Below are 22,169 nucleotides of genomic sequence, written 5' to 3'. Positions count from 1 at the left end.
AATAGAAAAGAAATCGAGGCAAAAATGAGCAAAGTCAGACTCGCTATTATCGGTAATGGTATGGTCGGCCATCGCTTTATTGAGGATCTTCTTGATAAATCCGACGCTGCCAATTTTGATATTACCGTCTTCTGTGAAGAACCCCGCAAAGCGTACGACCGCGTACACCTGTCTTCCTACTTCTCCCACCACACCGCTGAAGAGCTTTCTCTGGTGCGTGAAGGATTCTACGAGAAGCACGGCATTAAGGTGTTAGTGGGCGAGCGCGCAATTACCATTAACCGCCAGGAGAAGGTGATCCACTCCAGCGCAGGTCGTACGGTTTACTACGATAAGCTGATCATGGCGACGGGCTCTTACCCGTGGATCCCACCGATTAAAGGTTCGGAAACCCAGGACTGCTTCGTTTACCGCACCATCGAAGACCTCAACGCCATTGAGTCTTGCGCACGCCGCAGCAAACGCGGTGCCGTGGTCGGCGGTGGTCTGCTGGGCCTGGAAGCCGCCGGTGCGCTGAAAAGCCTCGGCGTTGAAACCCACGTGATTGAATTCGCCCCAATGCTGATGGCTGAACAGCTGGATCATATGGGTGGCGAGCAGTTACGTCGCAAAATTGAAAGCATGGGCGTGCGTGTGCACACCAGCAAAAACACCAAAGAGATCGTTCAGGAAGGCACCGAAGCGCGCAAAACCATGCGTTTTGCCGACGGCAGCGAACTGGAAGTTGATTTCATCGTCTTCTCTACCGGTATTCGTCCACGCGACAAACTGGCCACCCAGTGCGGCCTGGACGTCGCCCCTCGCGGCGGTATCGTCATTAACGACACCTGCCAGACCTCTGACCCGGACATCTATGCTATCGGCGAATGCGCCAGCTGGAACAACCGCGTGTATGGTCTGGTCGCTCCGGGCTACAAAATGGCGCAGGTTGCCGTTGACCATATTCTCGAAACTGAAAACGCCTTTGAAGGCGCGGACCTGAGCGCCAAGCTGAAGCTGCTCGGCGTTGACGTCGGCGGTATTGGCGACGCGCATGCGCGCACGCCGGGCGCACGTAGCTACGTCTATCTCGACGAAAGCAAAGAAGTCTACAAACGTCTCATCGTTAGCGAAGATAACAAAACCCTGCTAGGCGCGGTTCTGGTGGGCGATACCAGCGATTACGGCAATCTGCTGCAACTGGTGCTGAACGCCATCGAGCTGCCGGAAAACCCGGATTCACTGATTCTGCCAGCACACGCGGGCAGCGGTAAGCCGTCTATCGGTGTCGATAAACTGCCGGATAGCGCGCAGATTTGCTCCTGCTTCGATGTCACCAAAGGCATGCTGATTGCCGCTATCAACAAAGGCTGTCATACCGTTGCGGCGCTGAAAGCGGAAACCAAAGCGGGTACCGGTTGCGGTGGGTGTATCCCACTGGTAACGCAGGTCCTGAACGCCGAACTGGCGAAACAGGGTATCGAAGTTAACAACAATCTGTGCGAACACTTCCCGTACTCACGTCAGGAACTGTTCCATCTCATCCGCGTAGAAGGCATCAAAACCTTCGAAGAGCTGCTGGCAAAACACGGGAAAGGCTACGGCTGCGAAGTGTGTAAACCGACCGTCGGTTCCCTGCTGGCTTCCTGCTGGAATGAGTACATCCTCAAACCACAGCACACGCCGTTGCAGGACACCAACGACAACTTCCTGGCGAACATCCAGAAAGACGGTACTTACTCCGTGATCCCGCGCTCTGCGGGTGGCGAAATTACCCCTGAAGGCCTGGTGGCTGTGGGCCGTATCGCGCGTGAGTTTAACCTGTACACCAAAATTACCGGTTCTCAGCGTATCGGTCTGTTCGGCGCGCAGAAAGATGACCTGCCGGAAATCTGGCGTCAGCTGATTGAAGCCGGTTTTGAAACCGGTCACGCGTATGCCAAAGCGCTGCGTATGGCGAAAACCTGCGTAGGCAGCACCTGGTGCCGTTACGGCGTCGGCGATAGCGTTGGCTTCGGCGTGGAGCTGGAAAATCGCTACAAAGGCATCCGTACCCCGCACAAAATGAAATTCGGCGTCTCCGGCTGTACCCGTGAATGTGCGGAAGCTCAGGGCAAAGACGTGGGTATCATCGCCACTGAGAAAGGCTGGAACCTGTACGTTTGCGGTAACGGCGGGATGAAACCTCGTCATGCGGACCTGCTGGCCGCGGATATCGATCGCGAAACGCTGCTCAAATACCTTGACCGTTTCATGATGTTCTACATCCGTACCGCTGACAAACTGACCCGTACCGCACCGTGGTTAGACAATCTGGAAGGCGGTATCGAGTATCTGAAGTCCGTCATCATCGACGACAAGCTGGGCCTGAACCAGCACCTGGAAGAAGAGATGGCTCGTCTGCGTGAAGCAGTGGTGTGTGAGTGGACAGAAACCGTTAACACCCCATCCGCGCAGGTTCGCTTCAAACACTTTATCAACAGCGAAAAACGCGATCCGAATGTCCAGGTTGTGCCTGAACGTGAACAACATCGTCCGGCCACGCCTTATGAGCGTATCCCGGTGACTCTGGTGGAGGAAAACGCATGAGCCAGTGGAAAAACATCTGCAAAATCGATGACATTCTGCCTGCAACAGGCGTCTGCGCCCTGTTAGGTAACGAGCAGGTTGCGATTTTCCGCCCGTATCACAGCGACCAGGTGTTTGCGATCAGCAACATCGACCCGTTCTTTGAGTCCAGCGTGCTTTCTCGTGGGCTGATTGCTGAACATCAGGGCGAATTGTGGGTTGCCAGCCCGCTGAAAAAGCAGCGTTTTCGCTTAAGCGACGGTTTGTGCATGGAAGACGAACAGTTCTCCGTGAAACATTACGAAGCGCGAGTGAAAGACGGCACGGTGCAACTGCGCGGTTAATAAATTTTTGGGAGGCGCAACGCCTCCCCTTTTTTGTATTTTTTTTCATTTTCATTGTTATCACAAAATCATTTGTACTGCATCGCGGCGGCAACTGAGCAAATCCCCAGGAGCATAGTTCACTATGTGACTGGGGTGAGCGAGGGCAGCCAACAAAGAGGCAGGGCAAAGGATGAAGTGAGAAAAGGATAATCAACACATGTTCACAGACACTATCAATAAGTGTGCGGCTAACGCTGCGCGCATCGCACGCCTGTCGGCTAATAACCCGCTCGGATTCTGGATTAGTTCGGCAATGGCGGGAGCCTATGTTGGTCTCGGCATCATTCTTATTTTCACCCTCGGTAATCTGCTCGACCCGTCCGTTCGTCCTCTGGTGATGGGTGCAACCTTTGGTATTGCCTTAACACTGGTCATTATTGCCGGTTCTGAACTGTTCACCGGACATACCATGTTCCTGACGCTCGGCGTCAAAGCGGGCACCATAAGTCACGGCCAGATGTGGGCAATCCTGCCAAAAACCTGGCTGGGTAACCTGGTCGGTTCCGTGTTTGTCGCTCTGCTTTACAGCTGGGGCGGCGGTAGCCTGCTGCCGGTCGATACCAGCATCGTCCATTCTGTTGCTCTGGCGAAAACCACCGCGCCTGCGATGGTGCTGTTCTTTAAAGGGGCACTGTGTAACTGGTTGGTTTGTCTGGCAATCTGGATGGCAATCCGTACCGAAGGCGCGGCAAAATTCCTCGCTATCTGGTGGTGTCTGCTGGCGTTTATTGCTTCCGGCTACGAGCACTCCGTTGCCAACATGACGCTGTTTGCCCTCTCTTGGTTCGGCCATCACAGCGAAGCCTATACCCTGTCAGGAATTGGTCATAACCTGCTGTGGGTGACACTCGGTAATACTTTGTCCGGTGTCGTATTCATGGGATTAGGTTATTGGTATGCTACGCCAAAATCGGAGCGTCCAGCTCCGGCAAAAATCAATCAGCCAGAGGCTGCTGCCAATAATTAAGGGGTAATGTCGTGGATCATTTGCCTATATTTTGTCAACTACGTGACCGCGACTGCTTGATCGTCGGCGGTGGTGATGTCGCAGAACGCAAAGCGCGGTTACTGCTGGAAGCTGGCGCCCGTTTAACGGTTAATGCGCTGGCGTTTATTCCGCAGTTCAAAGTATGGGCAGATGAAAATATGCTGACGCTGGTGGAGGGACCGTTCGATGAGTCCCTGCTCGACACCTGCTGGTTGGCTATTGCCGCCACCGATGACGATGCCGTCAACCAAAGCGTCAGCACCGCAGCAGAATCACGTCGTATCTTCTGCAACGTGGTCGATGCGCCAAAAGCAGCCAGTTTTATCATGCCCTCCATTATCGACCGCTCGCCGCTGATGGTGGCGGTCTCCTCCGGCGGAACATCGCCGGTGCTTGCCCGTCTGCTGCGTGAAAGGCTTGAATCTGTACTGCCTCAGCATCTGGGCCAGGTCGCGCAGTATGCCGGCAAGTTGCGCTCCCGTGTGAAGAAACAGTTTACCAGCATGGGTGAACGTCGCCGCTTCTGGGAAAAATTGTTCGTGAATGACCGCCTGGCGCAGTCGTTGGCGAACAATGACCTGAAAGCCGTCGAGGAAACCACCGAGCAAATGCTCAGCGAACCGCTGGATCACCGTGGCGAAGTGGTGCTGGTTGGCGCCGGTCCTGGCGATGCCGGCCTGCTGACGCTGAAAGGGCTACAGCAGATCCAGCAAGCGGATGTCGTGGTCTATGACCGTCTGGTTTCCGACGATATCATGAACCTTGTACGCCGCGACGCAGACCGGGTATTCGTCGGTAAACGTGCGGGCTATCACTGCGTACCACAGGAAGAGATCAACCAGATTCTGCTGCGTGAAGCACAACAGGGCAAGCGCGTGGTACGACTGAAAGGTGGCGACCCGTTCATCTTTGGCCGCGGTGGCGAAGAGCTGGAAACGCTGTGCCATGCTGGTATTCCATTCTCTGTAGTGCCAGGTATTACCGCAGCCTCCGGTTGTTCTGCCTATTCCGGCATTCCACTGACCCATCGTGATTACGCTCAGAGCGTACGTCTGGTTACCGGACACCTGAAAACCGGCGGTGAGTTGGACTGGGAAAACCTGGCAGCAGAGAAACAAACGCTGGTGTTCTACATGGGACTGAATCAGGCAGCCACCATCCAGGAAAAACTGATTGAATTTGGCATGCAGCCCAATATGCCCGTCGCGCTTGTAGAAAACGGGACTTCCGTGAAGCAACGCGTCGTTAATGGGGTACTGACACAGCTCGGCGAGCTGGCACAACAGGTTGAAAGCCCAGCGCTAATTATTGTTGGTCGTGTGGTAGGGTTACGGGATAAATTAAACTGGTTCTCTAATTATTAATTTAAATCATGCCCTGACATTCAGGGCATTTATTTATCTTTTTTTCATTCATTATTTATTCTCAAATCCAGATGAAGAAAAAATGAATTCATTCATCACATAAATACATTTCCGCATGAATTCATAAAAACCGCACAAAACATCCCACTCACATCCCTAACAAGAATAAATAAAATTCACGAATTTAATAAATCATAGTTACCATGATTATTTGTGAAATAGCGTCACCCGAAGACAAACAATATAATATTTACCTCTTGATAAAAATCTATACCTTGCGTCAGATATATAATTAAGGATAAAAATTATGCAAAGGGAAAAACTCATTGCAGTAGGTATTGCAATTGCACTCCAAACTTACTACGTTCCGGCGATAGCCGCCGACAACGACGATGATAGCGATTGCCCCACTAATATATCTGTATTATCTAAAAAAGAACGCGACAAACTTTCAACACGCTGCCTTGCAGACTACGAAGAACAAGACAACCACTGGGGATGGGTGGCTGGAGGTGTCGCAGCACTCGCCGCAGGTGTAGCAATTGGTATCGATAACAATGGTAGTGGGCATTCTCAACATAATAATCCCCCTGTCATTCCGCCTGACGATGGCGGTGACGTTATCCCCACCCCACCCGGTGGCGATGTAACTCCGCCTGACGATGGCGGCGACGTTACCCCCACGCCTCCCGATGACGGCGGCGATGTGACTCCGCCTGACGATGGTGGCGACGTTACCCCCACCCCACCCGATGACGGTGGCGATGTGACTCCGCCTGACGATGGTGGCGACGTTACCCCCACCCCACCCGATGACGGCGGCGATGTGACTCCGCCTGATACGACGGTACTCACTTTCAGCAATGGCGTAACGCTGGATAAAGGTAAAGAAACCCTCTCCTTTAACGACCTTAAACTTGATAGCGGCAAACATCTCGGCGGCGCTACTTTCAGTTATGCCAAACAGGGAGATCAATGGCAGTTGACTACCGCAGATGGAATAATATTGCAGGTCTCTGGATGGAATGTCACCGATGACAATGAAGCTATCATTGAAGGGACGCAGGAAAACGGGCTTTACTGGAAGTACGATAGCCGCGGCTATTTGATTATTGCCGATGCGCAAACAACAGTCATCTCCGGCGATGACGAATCGCATACTGCCGAACGTGGGATAGATATTAGTGGCGAAGGCAAAACCGGCGTTGTTATATCCGGCGACCGAACGAACAATACGCTAAACGGGGATTCCACCGTCAGCGACGGCGCAACCGGCATGGTCATTACCGGCGAAGACACCACCAACACCATTTCAGGCCACTCCACCATCAACGGCGCAACCGGCGCATTAATTTCCGGCGATGGTTCAACGACCCATATCTCCGGCAATATTGATGTCAGCAACGGCAGTACTGGTGTGGTTATTGATGGCGACAACACCACGCTTGATAGTACCGGGACGGCAACCATCAGCGGCGCCGGATCTACCGGGCTGACCATCATGGGCGATAAAGCACGCTTCACTAACGCTGGTGAGTTAAACGTTAGCGAGGGCGGTACAGGGGCAAAAATCAGCGGCGATGATGTCGTCGTGGATAACACTGGTCACTCAAAAGTTGATGGTGAAAACTCAACTGGACTAAATATTGAGGGTAATGGCGCGCTGATCATCAGCGAAGGGGATCAGACTATTACCCGAGGAGGAACGGGTACTCATATTGATGGCAACAATGCTCGTATCGCCAATACAGGTAATATTACCGTTGACGGCATAGGTTCTATCGGTACTGCAATCAATGGCGATAACGCTAGCATAACGCAAGCGGGAGACCTGCTTGTAACCAATGGAGCAATAGGCATTATCGTCAACGGTACGGGTAATAAAGTCAGTAACATTGGCAATACAACAGTACGCGATCAAGACTCTATTGGTTTTACCATTACTGGAGAGCAAGCCACCTTTAGTAATAAAGGGGACATTGATGTCAGCCTGAATGGAACCGGCGCAGAAATTAGTGGAAATAATTCAACCATTAATCTTGATGGCAAGATTAACGTTATTTCAAATGAAGGCAGTGATGGTATTTTCCATGGTGCAACAGGCGTGGTGGTAAGTGGCGATAATGAGACAACAGATATTACCGGTGACGTCAACATACTCAGCACGCATACATCAGAGAGTATACTGGCAAGTGATGAAACGCTCACTGGGGTAACCATCAATGGTGATGACAATAACATCTCGTTAGATGGCGCATTGAATATATCAATGGTCGAGCAATATACTAACAACAATCAATACATGGATACAACCGGACTAAATATCCATGGCGATAATAATACCATCGATATCAGTGGTGGTCTGAATGTTAATTATCAAAACGTATTGCATGATAGAAATTCTTTTGTTGTAGGTATTGATATTGATGGCAACAGTGATGTCTCATTAAGCGGAAATTCACAGGTCAACATTACCGATATTCAGGGCGGAAATGTCGAACTAGCACACGTACAAAATGGTGGTTCATTGACGCTCACTGAAGATTCTAATCTGACAATAAGCGTTAATATTATTAATGCCCCTGTGCGTACTGGCGTATCATTATTACGTGCTGAAGGTAACGGTTCTTCTATTGAAAATAAAGGGGCTATAAATAGCAAAAATGCCGTAACACTAATAGGCGTCGTAGGTGGCGCAACCGCCAAAAACAGCGGTGATATTTCGGTTAGCACCTCAGGAGATGATTATTCGCGAGGTATTGCAATATCAGCGAGTGGAGAAGGCTCAATAGCGGAAAACAGTGCTGGCGGCAATATTACGCTCACCGCAGGTGCAACACCCTATTTTAGTACCAGCGCATATGAGTACCCACAGGCATGGTATAAAAATACACAATATGGCTTACTGGCTTCCGAACAAGGCAGTGTTATCAATGATGCTGGTGCAACTATTTCTGTCGCAGGCGCGGGAGTTTACGCGATGGGCGCCAGTCAGGGCACGGCACAAAACGCTGGGGATATCTACGTTAATGGGTACCAACAGCAGTTGGATGATAATGGGGATGTGATTGGTGAAAACTACTGGCACACAGATAGCCATGAAATCACCAGTGCTGGAATGGTTGCAGGTTCTGACAATATTGGCAGCGGCGATGCGACAGCGATCAACACCGGAACCATTACCGTTAATAACGCCGGATATGGGATGACGGCGATGAGTGGCGGCACGGCTATTAACCAGGGCACCATCAACCTCACAGCAGACGACGGTGTTACTGGCGAAACGAATCAACTGGTCGGCATGGCGGCGTTTTTCGGCGGTACGGTAGTCAATGACAGCACCGGGGTGATTAATATTGACGCAGACTATGGGCAACCTTTCTATGCTGACGCCAGCAGTACCGTCGTGAACTACGGTACAGTCTGCATTGGCGATGACTGCCAGAATAGCGAGTCATATAACCCAACGGATGACTATATCTCTCTGGTCTATGATGATGAGGCCATCGCCAACGTCGGTGAAGCGGTAGATCTCTACAAAAATGCGCTCATCATGGGTGATGTCACCAATAGTGGAACGGTGAATAATAACGCACTTTACCTTAAAGAGAGGGACAGTGCGCTCACAAATACTGCATCCGGCATAATCAACAGCGCCATTCAAATAACCGACGGTACGCTGAACAATGAAGGTACGGTTAATGCCGTCACTGTTAACAGCGGTATATTCAATAATGACGGTACGGTAAACAAAGCGATTACAATGAATGGCGGCACCCTGAATAATCTGCCCGACGGTATAGTACAGCGTAGTGCTAAGCTGAATAATAACGCGGTAGTGAATAATAGCGGTACCTGGTATCTCGGTTACGTAGGGGAAGGTGCATATCAAAGCACATTGGATATTAACGGTAACTCCGTGTTCAACAATAGCGGTGAGCTAATTATTGATAACGCGGAAAATGATGTTAATTTCCGTGACAACAGTCGGCTCTATAACACCGGGCATATCAAAATCAGTGACGCTAAGGGAAGCGCCGGGCTGAACGTTCAGAGCGGCACTGCGGCCTTTATAAACGCCGGAGTCGTCGATGCCACGGCTAAATCCGTGATGGCAAGCGCAGCGAATGCCGGCAGCAGTGATGCCTTTTTCTGGAATCAACAGGCTGGGGTGATTAACTACGATGTGGATAACGGCAAAGCCATCAGCTTTACCCACAGTAACTACGTTGCCGAAAACGATGGCACCATGAATATCAGCGGCAACAACGCTTACGGTATGTACGGCAGCCACAACGCGCAACTGGTGAACAACGGCACCATCAACCTCGGGACAAAAGGCACTACCGACACCGGCATGACGGCAATGGCGCTGGACGCTAACGCCACGGCTGACGCTGTCATTGAGAACAACGGCACCATTAATATCTATGCCAGTAATTCTTACGCCTTCAGCGTTGCGGGGGCGGGTCATGTGGTCAATAACGGCACGGTGGTGATTGCCGATGACGTGACGGGTTCCGGACTGATCAAACAGGGCGACAACGTTAACGTGGAAGGGACTAACGGTAATAATGGCAATTCGACCGAAGTGCATTATGCCGACTACATCCTGCCGGACGTGCCGGATCCCACCGTCTCCAGCGGCAGCTCCTCCTCCTCTTCCGCCACCAACAACCTGAACGGCTACGTGGTCGGCACCAGCGCTGACGGCAGCGCGGGCCAACTGAAAGTCAGCAACGCCAGCATGGACGGCGTGGGCATCAACACCGGTTTCACCGCAGGCACCGCCGATACCACCGTCACCTTCGATAACGTCGTGGAAGGCAACAACCTGACCGATGCTGCCGCCATCACATCCACTTCGGTGGTGTGGAACGCCCAGGGCAGCCAAGACGCCGACGGCAACGTGGACGTCACCATGACCAAAAACGCCTACGCGGATGTCGCAACCGACAGCAGCGTATCCGATGTGGCAAGCGCCCTGGATGCGGGCTACACCAACAACGAGCTGTATACCAGTCTTAACGTTGGCAGCACCGCTGAACTGAACAGCGCTCTGAAGCAGGTGAGCGGCAGCCAAGCGCATACCGTATTCCGTGAAGCCCGGGTGCTCAGCAACCGCTTCAGTATGCTGGCTGACGCCGCGCCACAGATTAAAGATGGTCTGGCGTTCAACGTGGTGGCAAAAGGAGATCCACGCGCCGAGCTGGGTAACGACACCCAGTACGACATGCTGGCATTGCGCCAGAAACTGGATTTGAGTGAGAACCAGAATCTGACGCTGGAATACGGTATCGCCCGTCTGGATGGTGACGGTTCGAAGACCGCGGGCGACAACGGCCTGACCGGTGGCTACAGCCAGTTCTTTGGTCTGAAGCACAGCATGGCGTTTAATGAAGGTCTGGCGTGGAAGAACAGCCTGCGTTATGACGTGCACAACCTCGACAGCAGCCGTTCTGTCTCTTATGGCGACACCAACAAGGTGGCGGATTCCAACGCACGTCAGCAGTATCTTGAGTTCCGCAGCGAAGGGGCGAAAACCTTCACCATGCTCAACGATACGTTGAAAGTCACGCCGTACGCCGGGGTGAAATTCCGCCATACGCTGGAAGGCAGCTATAAAGAGCGTAGTGCGGGTGATTTCAACCTGTCGATGAACGCTGGCAGCGAAACCGCTGTGGATTCCATTGTCGGAATGAAGTTCGACTATACCGCTGAAAATGGCTGGAGCGCCAGCGCCACACTGGAAGGTGGTCCGAACCTGAGCTACAGCAAAAGCCAGCGTACCGCGTCACTGCAAGGTGCCGCAGGCCAGTCCTTTAGTGTAGACGACGACCAAAAAGGCGGAGGCATCAACGGTCTGGCGACGGTCGGTGTGAAATACAGCGCCAAAGACGCCAGCCTGAATCTGGACGCTTACCAGTGGAAAGAGGACAACATCAATGATAAAGGCTTTATGTTGAATTTCAGAAAAACATTTCGCTAATTAATTAAATCCAGCAGTCTGGTATTACTTATTAATACCAGACTATCTTTATATAAATCAAATTCACCAATCTTATGTTTTATATAAAAAAAGATATGTCCTTTTCTGGACTACTTAAAGTTTATGTTAGTTGATATCTTAACCGCCGAAAAATGGATTTCATCCATTTAAAAATAGATATCTTACAAGGATTTTAACATGCTGAAATTTGCAAAAATCACCTTAGTTGCTGGTGTTCTGGCTACGCTGACCGCGTGCACTGGTCATATCGAAAACACAAAAAATAACTGCAGCTACGATTATTTCCTGCATCCAGCAATTTCGATTTCAAAAATTATTGGTGGCTGTGGCCCGGCTGCGAATCAGTAATAGAAGCGATTGCGCAGATACAAAAAAACCGGGAACTTCCCGGTTTTTGCATTTATAGATTAGGTGCTCATCACATGTTATCGCACTCACGCTCTCGCGCAAAATACGCAGCACCGTTTCTTCTCCACTTCGGTTTGGATTGATTCGAATCGCATAATCGCCCAACGACGGACTCGCTTCGCGAAACGTCCCCGAAAGGCGAAAAAAAACCGGGCGTAACCCGGTTTCTTCAGTATTGCAGGGAGCATTACGGCTTGGCGACAAAACCAATCGCTTCGTAAACGGCCTTCAGCGTAACAGATGCGCGGGCGCTGGCTTTTTCCGCACCTTCTTTCATCACTTTCTGCAGGAAAGCTTCATCGTTACGGAAACGGTGATAGCGTTCCTGAAGCTCGGTCAGCATACCGGAAACGGCCTCTGCGACTTCACCTTTCAGATGACCATACATTTTGCCTTCGAAGTGCTGTTCCAGCTCCGGAATGCTCTTACCGGTGACCGCAGAGAGGATATCCAGCAGGTTGGAAACACCCGCTTTGTTCTGCACGTCGTAGCGTACAACAGGCGGTTCTTCAGAGTCGGTCATCGCGCGTTTGATTTTCTTAACCACAGATTTCGGATCTTCCAGCAGGCCGATCACGTTGTTGCGGTTGTCATCCGACTTGGACATTTTCTTCGTCGGCTCCAGCAGCGACATCACGCGCGCGCCGGATTTAGGAATGAACGGCTCAGGCACTTTGAAGATGTCGCCATACAGAGCGTTGAAGCGCTGGGCGATATCGCGGCTCAGTTCCAGATGCTGTTTCTGATCTTCGCCAACCGGTACCTGGTTGGTCTGATACAACAGGATGTCTGCCGCCATCAGTACCGGATAATCAAACAGACCGGCGTTGATGTTCTCCGCATAGCGCGCGGATTTGTCTTTGAACTGGGTCATACGGCTCAGTTCGCCGAAGTAGGTGTAGCAGTTCAGCGCCCAACCTAACTGTGCATGCTCCGGTACGTGAGACTGCACAAAAATGGTGCTTTTTTCAGGATCGATACCGCATGCCAGATACAGCGCCAGCGTATCGAGCGTTGCTTTACGCAGCTGCTGAGCATCCTGACGAACGGTGATGGCATGTTGGTCAACGATGCAGTAGATGCAATGATAATCATCCTGCATGCTCACCCACTGACGCAGCGCACCCATATAGTTGCCAATGGTCAATTCACCTGAGGGCTGTGCGCCACTAAAAACGATGGGCTTAGTCATTTTTTGATTCCTGATTTTCGCTATGCGGAAGCCCGAGAGCGGGCAGTAGTTCATTAATACGGTCGTAAATAACGTCGGGCTGGCTCAGCGCGATTGACTCGCCGTAGTTGTAGCCATAGGTCAGGCCAACGGACGGACAGCCAGCAGCTTTTGCCGCCTGAATATCATTGCGTGAATCCCCTACGAAGAGCATTTGCTCAGGCTTGATGCCAAGCTTACTTGCCACCAGCAGCAGCGGATCCGGATGCGGTTTTTTATTCTGCACGTCGTCACCACCGATGACCACGCTAAAGTACTTGGCAATATCTAATGCTTCGAGCAATGGCGCAACAAACGGGGTCGGTTTGTTGGTCACCAGACCCAGCGGCAATCCTTTCGCATGCAGCGCGCCCAGCGTGTCGGCAACATCAGGGAACAGGAATGTCCCCTCTTCTGCGACATCGCCGTAGTATCTGTCGAACAGCTTACGCAAAATACGTACCTGCTCCTCGGCGGGAATATCATCATCAACGGGCGGTTTACCCATCGTTTTACGTAATGTTGCGCGCTCCTGACGGGACCACGTTAGCGCGCGTTCCATCAGTACATCTGCACCATTACCAATCCAGGTGATAACGCGTTCTTCTCCGGCAACCGGCAGTTCCAGCGCATATAGCGCCATGTCCACCGCTGCGGCTAATCCCGGCGCGCTGTCGACCAGCGTGCCGTCGAGGTCAAATGCAGCGCCCCGAATATCCTGAAACTTATCCATGACTTACCTTCGCCAGTTCATTGCGCATTTCATCAATGACTTTTTTGTAGTCTGGTTGGTCGAAAATGGCGGAGCCTGCGACAAACATATCTGCGCCTGCCGCGGCAATTTCACCAATGTTATTCACTTTGACGCCACCGTCCACTTCGAGGCGGATATCGTAGCCAGATTCATCAATACGACGACGCACTTCGCGCAGCTTATCCAGCGTTTGTGGGATGAAGGACTGTCCGCCAAAGCCTGGGTTAACGGACATCAGCAGGATCACATCGAGCTTATCCATGACGTAGTCCAGATAGCTCAGCGGTGTTGCCGGGTTGAACACCAGACCCGCTTTACAGCCATGCTCTTTGATCAGCTGTAAAGTGCGATCGACATGCTCGGAGGCTTCCGGATGAAAAGTAATGATGCTGGCGCCAGCGGCGGCGAAGTCCGGGACAATACGATCGACCGGTTTCACCATCAGGTGAACATCAATCGGGGCGGTGATGCCATATTTACGCAGCGATTTCAGTACCATCGGTCCGATGGTCAGGTTCGGTACATAGTGATTGTCCATGACGTCGAAGTGCACGACATCGGCACCGGCAGTCAGCGCTCTCGCGGTGTCCTCACCCAGGCGGGCAAAATCAGCCGACAGAATTGAGGGGGCGATCAAATACTGTTTCATCCGCTTCTCCTTGAGATTTATTTCTTCGCAGGCGTTACGACTCCTGGTTTATACAGTGCCAGCAGTTCGTTCACCTTTTTACGCGTGCCGCCATTGCTGCTTATGCTGCGCCGCACTTTGACCTGAAAATGTTTCGCCGCTCGGTACCATTCACGGGTATCGGGCGTATCGTGGTTCGAAATTAACACCGGGATCTGCTTACTGACCAGCTTTTCTGCCATCTCGGCCAAATGCGCCTGCTCTTTCGGGCTAAAGCTGTTGGTGTGATACGCAGTGAAATTTGCCGTCGCCGAAAGCGGTGCATAAGGCGGGTCACAATAGACCACAGAGTTGCTATCCGCACGGTTCATGCACTCTTCATAGGAGAGGCAATGGAACTCCGCATTCTGCGCTTTCTCAGCAAAATGGTACAACTCGGCTTCCGGGAAGTAAGGTTTTTTATAACGCCCAAACGGGACGTTAAACTCGCCGCGCAGGTTATAACGGCACAATCCGTTGTAACCAAAGCGGTTCAGATACAAGAACAGTACTGCTCTGCGGAACGGATCCTCGCTGGCATTAAATTCTTCTCTGAACCGATAGTACACCTCAGCCTGGTTGGTTTCAGGCATAAACAGCTCACGCGAAGCCTGCACATACTCATCGGTACGCGTCTTCACGATGTTATAGAGACTGATAAGGTCGCTGTTGATATCGGCAAGAATATAACGAGAAAAGTCGGTGTTGAGAAACACCGACCCGGCACCCACGAAAGGTTCAATCAGGCACTCACCCTGAGGTAAATGCCGTTTGATATCATCAAGCAGGGGGTATTTCCCCCCTGCCCATTTCAAAAAAGCGCGATTTTTTTTCATGCTGACTAACTAATTACACCTTCTCCGGCTGTGGAGAAAGCTCCGACAGCATCCTGCGCTTTAGTCTTTGTCCCGCAATTGGGCGAAACATCAAACCATTGCAGAACATATCCTATCTTACTTCAAATCGGCCTGAACCTGATGCAGCGGTTTTGCCCACGGGTTTTTCGCCTGAATATCAGCGGGTAACGTAGACACTGCACGTTTCGCATCTTCTTTAGACGCATACACACCTGTCACCAGAACATACCACGGTTGACCGTTACGCGTCGTCTGGTACACCACGTAGTTCTTCAGGTTTTCTTTCTTCGCCCAACCGTTCAGGTTGTCGTAGTTAGAAGAACTGCTGAGCTGCAGCGTGTAATGGCTGGACGGCGCAGATTTTAACGCTCCAACATTACCTGCACTTTTCGCTCCGCCAGCAACAGGCGTTGTTGCTGTCGCCGTTGGCGCAGGCGTTGCAGTCTGTGCTGGCGCAGTTGTGGTTGCTTTCGGCGTAGCGGTTACCACAGGTGCTTTAGTTGTGGTGGTCGGCGCGGTAGCAGTTACGGTTGGTTTTGCCTGGGCAACAGGTTTCGGCTCTGTCGGCGTCGCTTTCACCGTAGTTTGCGGTTTGCTCTTCGGCTCAATAACGGCCTGTTTACGTTCCTGGCGCGTAGCAGCAGGACGCTCAGTCGTTTCCGTTTTCGCCGTCTGGCGCGCAGCATTACCATTACGCATCGGCGCAACGGTCGCAGGTTCAGTCGGCAGCGTAGAGTTAACCACAACGTTGTTAACCTGTTCCTGACCTTGCGGTTGCGTCAGAGCGTTGTTCAAATCGCCCTGCACTTCAACACGCTGCTGCCCTTCAGTTGCCGCAGGTGCCTGACCTTGAGTCGGGGTAGAGGAAATCGGTGGCAGGGAAACATCCTGCTGGGTATTGCCAGCGGTCTGCTCAGCGCCCGTTGCAGGTGTCGTTGCACTCGCCTGATCCGTTGCATTGCTGCCAGAGAGATCGATGCTCTTCTCGCCAGATGCTGCCTGCTCATTGGAAGAAGATGAGGGGGCTTTCAGCGCAGAACCAATGCCGATAATCAGCAGCAGCAGTACCAGAACACCCACGCCCATCATCATATACTGGCGGGAGGCAGGTTTGCTGACGGCTTTCTTACGCTTGCGCGGACGACGTTCTACACGCTCTTCATCCACTGCATCGTCATCAGATTCATACTCTTCTTCAATGTCCTGCTCTTCATCACGCTCTTTGCGTGCGCGCGCAGGACGGCGATCGTCAGCATCCAGATCAACATCATCAAAATTGATTTGCGGCTCATTATCGCGTTCAGACGATTGACGAGAACGACCAGTACGACGATCGCTGGGATCGGGTTTCAGCTCGTCTTCTGGTTTGAATTCATCCATTTAACACCCCACTCAAAGGTTAATGCTTACGACTTTGCACATAACCTGAAGCTAAAAGACCTACGTTTCGCAACGTAAGCCTGACCTTTCTTGTTGTTACGCCTGCTGGCAATCAGCAATAGCGTTAAGAACCACCTCGTGCGACACTCCGCCGCGCACTTCACTCTTCCCTATCGCTCGCGGAAGCACCAAACGAATCTCTCCCGCTAACACTTTTTTATCTCGCAGCATGTGCGGCAGATAAGCCTCGGTGGACATTTCACGCGGCCCATTCACCGGTAAGCCTGCTCGCTGTAACAGCGTAATGATGCGCTGCGTATCAGCGGAGGTGAACTGACCCAAACGTTCTGACGTACGGGCAGCCATTACCATACCTGCTGCGACTGCTTCACCATGTAACCAATTGCCATAACCCATTTCAGCTTCGATCGCATGGCCAAACGTGTGTCCCAGATTCAGTAAAGCACGTAAGCCCATTTCACGCTCGTCTGCTGCGACAACTTCTGCTTTCAGCTCACAACAACGACGGATACAGTACGCCATTGCCGGACCATCCAGACGCAGTAACGCATCCAGATTGTCTTCCAGCCAGCTGAAAAATTCACCGTCAAGAATGATGCCGTATTTGATCACTTCCGCCAGCCCCGATGCCAGCTCACGCGCAGGAAGCGTTTTCAGGCAATCGAGATCCACCACCACGGAGGCCGGTTGGTAAAACGCGCCAATCATGTTTTTACCGAGGGGATGGTTTACGGCGGTTTTGCCGCCAACGGAGGAGTCGACCTGCGACAACAGGGTTGTCGGGACTTGAATAAAACGAACACCACGTTGATAGCTGGCTGCCGCAAAACCGGTCAGATCGCCAATCACGCCGCCGCCAAGGGCAACTAACGTGGTATCACGACCGTGCGGTTTTTGCAGTAACGCGGTGAAAACCGTATCCAGAACCGTCAGGCTTTTATACTGCTCGCCATCGGGAAGGATAACGCTATCAACGTTAACACCCGCCTGTTCAAGTACGCCGCGAACCTTATCGAGATAAAGGGGAGCCAGGGTTTCGTTGGTCACCAACATAACCTGATCGCCCGATTTCAGCGGTAAGAATGAAGCTGGCTCATTGAACAAACCAGCCGCGATGGTGATAGGGTAACTACGTTCCCCGAGAGTGACTGTGATCCTCTCCATTACGCGACATCCACCTTAGTTACTTGTACCCGCAGACGAGTGTGTATTCAGCCAGAATTAGTTGCTTTCCAACATATGAATAATCTGGTTTGCTACGACTTTTGCGCTCTGATCGTCGGTGCGAATGGTCACGTCAGCAATCTCTTCGTACAAAGGATTGCGTTCGTCAGCCAACGCTTCCAGAACTTCACGAGGCGGTGATTCTACCTGCAGCAGCGGGCGTTTCTTGTCACGTTGAGTACGTGCAAGTTGTTTTTCAATTGTCGTTTCAAGATAGACCACGACGCCACGCGCGGAAAGACGGTTACGTGTTTCACGTGATTTTACAGAGCCACCGCCAGTTGCCAGCACAATACCCTGTTTTTCCGTCAACTCGTTGATGACTTTTTCTTCGCGATCACGGAAGCCGTCTTCACCTTCTACATCGAAGACCCAGCCCACATCAGCTCCGGTTCGTTTCTCAATCTCTTGATCAGAATCGTAAAATTCCATATTGAGTTGTTGAGCTAACTGGCGCCCAATAGTGCTTTTTCCGGCACCCATAGGCCCAACCAGAAAGATATTGCGTTTCTCTGCCATTTTTTCGGTACTACTAAGACTATTCGTTAATGGTAAACCCGCTTCGCAGACACCCAGCGCAGCAGGACATGAACTGAAACCTCATAAGATATTGCGAGAGTCAGACTGAAAATTATCTCAATACTCAAGCGGGTTTGGCAACTGAATAAATCACCAAACCTAACGCATTTCTGGTCGTGGCAGGCATGCTACCCTGCAAACATCAGACCTGGCGACGTATCGCGCAGCCAAATGACACCCAATAAGCCTATGGCACACCACCGGAAAGGCAAAGCGTATTCATTGCCGCATAAGTAAAGAAAAGTACCGACGCTCAAATCGGTACTCCTTGTATGCTAAATACACCCTCACGTCAAATCCCTGAAACGTGTTCAGTGCAAAAACAATGGCTTTTCATGCATAAGTTATTCCGTTGAAACCAGTCTGGGCGTAATAAAGACCACTAATTCGCGCCGTTCATCTTCTTTACCATCATGGCGAAAAAGAGAGCCAAGCCAGGGAATGTCGCCTAATAGCGGCACGCTGTCGGCTGCGGATTTATTCTTATGTGAAAAAATCCCGCCAAGCGCAATCGTCTCGCCGTTTTTTACCTCGACCTGCGTTTCAATCTCCTGCTTGTCGATAGCCAGCACTTCGCCATCTGCCTGCTGTAGAACCTGTCCGGGAACATTCTGGCTGATATGCAGTTTCAGCCTGATTCTCCCTTTCTGCAATACCGTTGGTGTTACCTCCATCCCCAGTACCGCTTCCTTGAACTCGACGGATGTCGCACCGCTTTCACCGCTGGAGACCTGATAAGGGATCTCACTGCCCTGCTTAATACTGGCAGGTTGCAGGTGAGATGCCAGTAATCGTGGACTGGCGATGATATCCAACTGCTGTTTTTGCTCCAGCGCAGACAACTCCAGTTCCAGTAAACGACCGTTAATGCGGCCAATGTTAAATCCCACGCGGGATGTGGCGGTGGCTACAGAGAGATCGCTGGCAAGCGTTGTAACATTCCCAACCGCCCCCGATTGTTGTGCGTCAGCCAGCGACCACTTCACCCCCAGCTCGCGCAAACTTTTTTCATTTATGGTGACGATATGCGCCGCCAGTTCGACCTGGGCAACCGGCAAATCCATTTGCGATACCCACTTTTCCAGGGTGTTAAGCGCAACGCTATTATCACGCAGCAGTAAGCGGTTGGTCCGTTTATCCACCGTCATGCTTCCCTTGGCACTGAGCAGCTTTCCTCCTGCTTTTGCCAGCTCGGCAGCATCGGCATAGTGCAAAATAATGCTGCGCTGCTCCAGCGGCAAACTGGCCTGAATCCGCGCCTGTTCATTGTCCTGGCGGGCCGCATTTTCACTCTGCCATTGAACAGAATGCACATGCAGGATATTGCCCTCCTGGCGTAATACCAGCCCGGCACTTTTTACCACCGTCTGCAATGCCTGCTTCCAGGGGACATCCGTCAAATGCAACGACAGCACACCGCTGACATCTGGCGAAACCACCAGGTTTTTCTGTTCCTGTTCAGCCAGCGCCTGCAATACCTGCGTAACCGGCACATCATCGAGCACCAGCGTCACGTTTTGCGGTTTCGTCGCCAGCGCGCTCGTTATCCCGACCGCCAGCGCTATTACTATCCACGCTATCCATCGCTTCATTTACCGCTCCTTGTCGTTGCCACTGCCATCGCGGCGGTTCGCAGTTTTTTTCTGTGTCGAGGGTTATGTTCTGGGCCGTTATCTGCGTAATCGTCCAACCGTTTTTCAGGACGTCATTTGGCTTAACCCGCCGCCATTTTTTCTGGCTATCCTGAACGATGCCGATGGGTCGCGTGCCCTGGCTCACCATGCCCTGAAAGCGCCATGTCGACATCTCAGCAATTTGGCAGCGGTCCTCCGGCGGCAGGAAGGGATTACGCATACCGGTGAGCATCAGTACGCTCATACATGCCAACAGCCAGCGTTCAACCGTCATTCAGACGCTCCAGCTGTAGCGTTAGCAGCAACTCCGTGTCTTCTGCGCTAAGCGAAAATCGGCTGACGTTCATCCCCTGATCCGCCAACTGGACAAACGTCTGCGGGATAGCATCCCAGGCCGATATCAGCGCCATCTCTCCGCCTTGCGCGGAGGGTTGCCAGTGGATAAGACGAGTAAGTGAAGTCTGAAACAGCAGCGGGGAGAACAGGGTCAGTTTCTCTTCCGGCTCTGCTGGTGATGCCGACAGCAGATAGACATCTCGCCATTGCATCTGAATAGCTGCCCGTTGTTGGACCAGAGTCTCGCGTTGCATCGTCCGCTCCCGCGCGACGGGATAAAGACATAACGTCACCAGTATGAGTAGCCCTAACATCCAGCCGCACCAGCAGATGAGTCGAAAGCGCGGCGACTGCGCTAACCAGACATCACAGATCGTTATCATGCGCACCGCTCCGTGTCAGTCGATAGTGGAATTGCCAGCGTCCCTGCGCATCCTGCTGCGTTTCACCGGGGCTGCTCAACTGAAACAATGGCTGCTGGCGTAATTGCGCCTCCAGCGCCTTCAGCGTGGCAAAGTTCAGCGTGTTTCCCGTCAGTTCCAGCGTGTCCTGCTGCCAGGCCATTTTTGTTAACCACGCCTGCTCAGGCAGGAATTCCGCCAGCTCTTGCAATACCGACTGCCAGCTTCGTGTCTGCTCACGCTGTTTGTTCCGTGCCTGCACCTGTTGCCATCGTTGCTGGCGCTGCTGCATACGCGGCTTTAGCGCCATTAAGGCCTCGACACGCGTCTTTTCGGCATCTGCCAGCAACAATTCAGCCCGATTTTCTACACTCAACACGCTGTAATAGCGCAACAACACGCCAATACTAAGCAGTAGCGAAGCGCTAAATAAGATGCCCCAGAAGCGCAGGCAAGCGTAACGCCGAGTCTGACGCCAGGGCAGAAGATTAATGGTCGCTATCATCAGTACGCGCCTCCCATAGCGAGTCCCAGCGCAATGGCGAAGTGATGGCTTTGCGTTGGAATGGGCGGCTGGCGTACAGACACGGCGCTCAAAGGGTCGAAGCCGCCAGGGGAGCATTGCGCAATGGCTGTCGTGGGCAGAGATAATGTCGTGGCAAGCTCATCGATACTGCCAATATCGCCCGTTGATTTACGTCCCCATGCCGAACGGGTCGCCCATAACCACTGGGCGTCATCACGCCATACCAGACACTGCTGATGCTCTGGCAAGAAGGGAATAAATCGCTGTAACGCGCTGGCATCCGGTGTAATCGCCGTAACCTGCACCTTCAGGGTTTGGATAAGCGTCAGAAGCGCTGAAATCTCTTTGCTTTGCGCAGCAGTGACGTTAAACGCCGGGCTCAACGTGTCTTCGCTATAATCAAAATGCAGCGCATCCGGCGCCATATCGAGTTCACGCGCCATCGAACCGGACAACCATGCGGTTTGCTCTGGCTCGCGTAACGTCATTGTCGGACGAGGAAACTTTTTTTGTAACGTCCTGTTGGCGGGAAAAGAGAGATGAATATGGTGTCGGCGAGGGAGCTCCCGGCTCCACGGCAGTAGCGCGGCGACCAGCTGTTCAGGCTCGCGAATGTGGCCATCGACGATAACCTGAGGCGTCAGCGGTATACGCCACCAGCGTTGCAGATACCAACCTGATGCTTCGCGAACGATAGCGACAGCCAGCGCTTCATGTTGCTGAATATGCAGACCAATTTTCCAGATATTGAAAGCCATTGCTGATGATCTCCTTATCACCCGTCGCTTTAACGGGTATATCAATGCGTCTGGCTTGCCTTTATACTACCGCGCGTTTGTTTATAAACTGCCCAAATGCCACTAAATGGGAAATCTCC

At 52.1% G+C, this 22,169-nt stretch carries 18 protein-coding genes and 1 pseudogene; 6 read left to right on the top strand and 13 right to left on the bottom strand.

The annotated features are described in order from the left end of the window. Positions 1 to 24 precede the first annotated feature (24 nt). From nirB to OGY06_RS17460, 6 genes are all read left to right on the top strand, one after another. Positions 25 to 2,568 (top strand): NADPH-nitrite reductase large subunit, encoded by a 2,544-nt coding sequence (gene nirB / locus OGY06_RS17485; protein ID WP_218667137.1) that lies wholly within the window; start codon positions 25 to 27, stop codon positions 2,566 to 2,568. Further along, positions 2,565 to 2,891, top strand: a complete 327-nt coding sequence (gene nirD / locus OGY06_RS17480; protein WP_003023590.1) for a nitrite reductase small subunit NirD — start codon at positions 2,565 to 2,567, stop codon at positions 2,889 to 2,891. The genes nirB and nirD overlap by 4 nt, the downstream gene beginning before the upstream one ends. 199 nt (positions 2,892 to 3,090) lie before the next feature. Next, positions 3,091 to 3,900, top strand: a complete 810-nt coding sequence (gene nirC / locus OGY06_RS17475; RefSeq protein ID WP_008786308.1) for a nitrite transporter NirC — start codon at positions 3,091 to 3,093, stop codon at positions 3,898 to 3,900. An 11-nt stretch (positions 3,901 to 3,911) separates the two neighbouring features. Next, positions 3,912 to 5,285 (top strand): siroheme synthase CysG, encoded by a 1,374-nt coding sequence (cysG, locus tag OGY06_RS17470; RefSeq protein ID WP_003827696.1) that lies wholly within the window; start codon positions 3,912 to 3,914, stop codon positions 5,283 to 5,285. A 307-nt stretch (positions 5,286 to 5,592) separates the two neighbouring features. Further along, positions 5,593 to 11,274: a pectate lyase-fold domain-containing protein gene (locus OGY06_RS17465; RefSeq protein ID WP_286605792.1), complete on the top strand. Its 5,682-nt coding sequence runs from the start codon at positions 5,593 to 5,595 to the stop codon at positions 11,272 to 11,274. 198 nt (positions 11,275 to 11,472) lie between these two features. Continuing rightward, on the top strand, positions 11,473 to 11,643 hold the full coding sequence (locus OGY06_RS17460; protein WP_003827690.1) for a YhfL family protein: 171 nt from the start codon (positions 11,473 to 11,475) through the stop codon (positions 11,641 to 11,643). Positions 11,644 to 11,721: 78 nt separating this feature from the next. On the opposite strand, the pseudogene OGY06_RS17455 reads toward OGY06_RS17460, so the two are convergent. The 13 genes and pseudogenes from OGY06_RS17455 to OGY06_RS17395 form a co-directional block, all read right to left on the bottom strand. After that, a pseudogene (locus OGY06_RS17455) lies at positions 11,722 to 11,856 on the bottom strand (aminotransferase); the annotation flags it as partial. 34 nt (positions 11,857 to 11,890) lie between these two features. Continuing rightward, positions 11,891 to 12,895, bottom strand: coding sequence for a tryptophan--tRNA ligase (gene trpS, locus OGY06_RS17450; RefSeq protein ID WP_003827687.1), 1,005 nt, complete (start codon positions 12,893 to 12,895; stop codon positions 11,891 to 11,893). Continuing rightward, complete coding sequence (gene gph / locus OGY06_RS17445) at positions 12,888 to 13,646, bottom strand: phosphoglycolate phosphatase (protein WP_003827686.1); 759 nt, start codon at positions 13,644 to 13,646, stop codon at positions 12,888 to 12,890. Before gph ends, trpS begins: the two co-directional genes overlap by 8 nt. Beyond that, a complete protein-coding gene (gene rpe, locus OGY06_RS17440) occupies positions 13,639 to 14,316 on the bottom strand; it encodes a ribulose-phosphate 3-epimerase (protein ID WP_003023561.1) in 678 nt (225 codons plus the stop codon). The genes gph and rpe overlap by 8 nt, the downstream gene beginning before the upstream one ends. Positions 14,317 to 14,333: 17 nt before the next feature. Beyond that, positions 14,334 to 15,170 carry an adenine-specific DNA-methyltransferase gene (dam, locus tag OGY06_RS17435; protein ID WP_003827684.1) on the bottom strand — a complete coding sequence of 279 codons (837 nt, stop codon included), beginning with the start codon at positions 15,168 to 15,170 and terminating at the stop codon, positions 14,334 to 14,336. A gap of 117 nt (positions 15,171 to 15,287) precedes the next feature. After that, the gene (gene damX / locus OGY06_RS17430; RefSeq protein WP_286605790.1) at positions 15,288 to 16,571 is read right to left on the bottom strand and encodes a cell division protein DamX; all 1,284 of its coding nucleotides are present in this window, start codon (positions 16,569 to 16,571) and stop codon (positions 15,288 to 15,290) included. A 96-nt stretch (positions 16,572 to 16,667) separates the two neighbouring features. Next, entirely contained in the window at positions 16,668 to 17,756 is a 1,089-nt protein-coding gene (gene aroB, locus OGY06_RS17425; protein ID WP_003827681.1) for a 3-dehydroquinate synthase, read from the bottom strand. Between the two features lie 57 nt (positions 17,757 to 17,813). Beyond that, positions 17,814 to 18,335 carry a shikimate kinase AroK gene (aroK, locus tag OGY06_RS17420; RefSeq protein WP_003023552.1) on the bottom strand — a complete coding sequence of 174 codons (522 nt, stop codon included), beginning with the start codon at positions 18,333 to 18,335 and terminating at the stop codon, positions 17,814 to 17,816. 404 nt (positions 18,336 to 18,739) lie between these two features. Further along, positions 18,740 to 19,987 (bottom strand): DNA uptake porin HofQ, encoded by a 1,248-nt coding sequence (hofQ, locus tag OGY06_RS17415; RefSeq protein ID WP_286605788.1) that lies wholly within the window; start codon positions 19,985 to 19,987, stop codon positions 18,740 to 18,742. Then, the gene (locus OGY06_RS17410; protein ID WP_032934159.1) at positions 19,890 to 20,303 is read right to left on the bottom strand and encodes a HofP DNA utilization family protein; all 414 of its coding nucleotides are present in this window, start codon (positions 20,301 to 20,303) and stop codon (positions 19,890 to 19,892) included. Before OGY06_RS17410 ends, hofQ begins: the two co-directional genes overlap by 98 nt. After that, the gene (locus tag OGY06_RS17405; RefSeq protein WP_286605786.1) at positions 20,293 to 20,748 is read right to left on the bottom strand and encodes a HofO family protein; all 456 of its coding nucleotides are present in this window, start codon (positions 20,746 to 20,748) and stop codon (positions 20,293 to 20,295) included. The genes OGY06_RS17410 and OGY06_RS17405 overlap by 11 nt, the downstream gene beginning before the upstream one ends. Next, on the bottom strand, positions 20,732 to 21,271 hold the full coding sequence (locus tag OGY06_RS17400; RefSeq protein WP_286605784.1) for a PilN domain-containing protein: 540 nt from the start codon (positions 21,269 to 21,271) through the stop codon (positions 20,732 to 20,734). The genes OGY06_RS17405 and OGY06_RS17400 overlap by 17 nt, the downstream gene beginning before the upstream one ends. Next, entirely contained in the window at positions 21,271 to 22,050 is a 780-nt protein-coding gene (locus tag OGY06_RS17395; protein ID WP_003827671.1) for a type IV pilus biogenesis protein PilM, read from the bottom strand. Before OGY06_RS17395 ends, OGY06_RS17400 begins: the two co-directional genes overlap by 1 nt. Between the last annotated feature and the right edge of the window lie 119 nt (positions 22,051 to 22,169).

The organism is Citrobacter sp. Cpo147 (assembly GCF_030332405.1).
Taxonomy (GTDB): domain Bacteria; phylum Pseudomonadota; class Gammaproteobacteria; order Enterobacterales; family Enterobacteriaceae; genus Citrobacter; species Citrobacter portucalensis.
This window is presented reverse-complemented; position numbering and strand designations above follow the sequence as displayed.

What these genes read in the sequence shown, in the direction of transcription:
- nirB (WP_218667137.1), top strand. Translation starts at nt 25, where the DNA reads ATGAGCAAAGTCAGACTCGCTATTATCGGTAATGGTATGGTCGGCCAT.
- nirD (WP_003023590.1), top strand. Translation starts at nt 2,565, where the DNA reads ATGAGCCAGTGGAAAAACATCTGCAAAATCGATGACATTCTGCCTGCA.
- nirC (WP_008786308.1), top strand. Translation starts at nt 3,091, where the DNA reads ATGTTCACAGACACTATCAATAAGTGTGCGGCTAACGCTGCGCGCATC.
- OGY06_RS17465 (WP_286605792.1), top strand. Translation starts at nt 5,593, where the DNA reads ATGCAAAGGGAAAAACTCATTGCAGTAGGTATTGCAATTGCACTCCAA.
- OGY06_RS17460 (WP_003827690.1), top strand. Translation starts at nt 11,473, where the DNA reads ATGCTGAAATTTGCAAAAATCACCTTAGTTGCTGGTGTTCTGGCTACG.
- trpS (WP_003827687.1), bottom strand. Translation starts at nt 12,895, where the DNA reads ATGACTAAGCCCATCGTTTTTAGTGGCGCACAGCCCTCAGGTGAATTG.
- gph (WP_003827686.1), bottom strand. Translation starts at nt 13,646, where the DNA reads ATGGATAAGTTTCAGGATATTCGGGGCGCTGCATTTGACCTCGACGGC.
- rpe (WP_003023561.1), bottom strand. Translation starts at nt 14,316, where the DNA reads ATGAAACAGTATTTGATCGCCCCCTCAATTCTGTCGGCTGATTTTGCC.
- dam (WP_003827684.1), bottom strand. Translation starts at nt 15,170, where the DNA reads ATGAAAAAAAATCGCGCTTTTTTGAAATGGGCAGGGGGGAAATACCCC.
- damX (WP_286605790.1), bottom strand. Translation starts at nt 16,571, where the DNA reads ATGGATGAATTCAAACCAGAAGACGAGCTGAAACCCGATCCCAGCGAT.
- aroB (WP_003827681.1), bottom strand. Translation starts at nt 17,756, where the DNA reads ATGGAGAGGATCACAGTCACTCTCGGGGAACGTAGTTACCCTATCACC.
- aroK (WP_003023552.1), bottom strand. Translation starts at nt 18,335, where the DNA reads ATGGCAGAGAAACGCAATATCTTTCTGGTTGGGCCTATGGGTGCCGGA.
- hofQ (WP_286605788.1), bottom strand. Translation starts at nt 19,987, where the DNA reads ATGAAGCGATGGATAGCGTGGATAGTAATAGCGCTGGCGGTCGGGATA.
- OGY06_RS17410 (WP_032934159.1), bottom strand. Translation starts at nt 20,303, where the DNA reads ATGACGGTTGAACGCTGGCTGTTGGCATGTATGAGCGTACTGATGCTC.
- OGY06_RS17405 (WP_286605786.1), bottom strand. Translation starts at nt 20,748, where the DNA reads ATGATAACGATCTGTGATGTCTGGTTAGCGCAGTCGCCGCGCTTTCGA.
- OGY06_RS17400 (WP_286605784.1), bottom strand. Translation starts at nt 21,271, where the DNA reads ATGATAGCGACCATTAATCTTCTGCCCTGGCGTCAGACTCGGCGTTAC.
- OGY06_RS17395 (WP_003827671.1), bottom strand. Translation starts at nt 22,050, where the DNA reads ATGGCTTTCAATATCTGGAAAATTGGTCTGCATATTCAGCAACATGAA.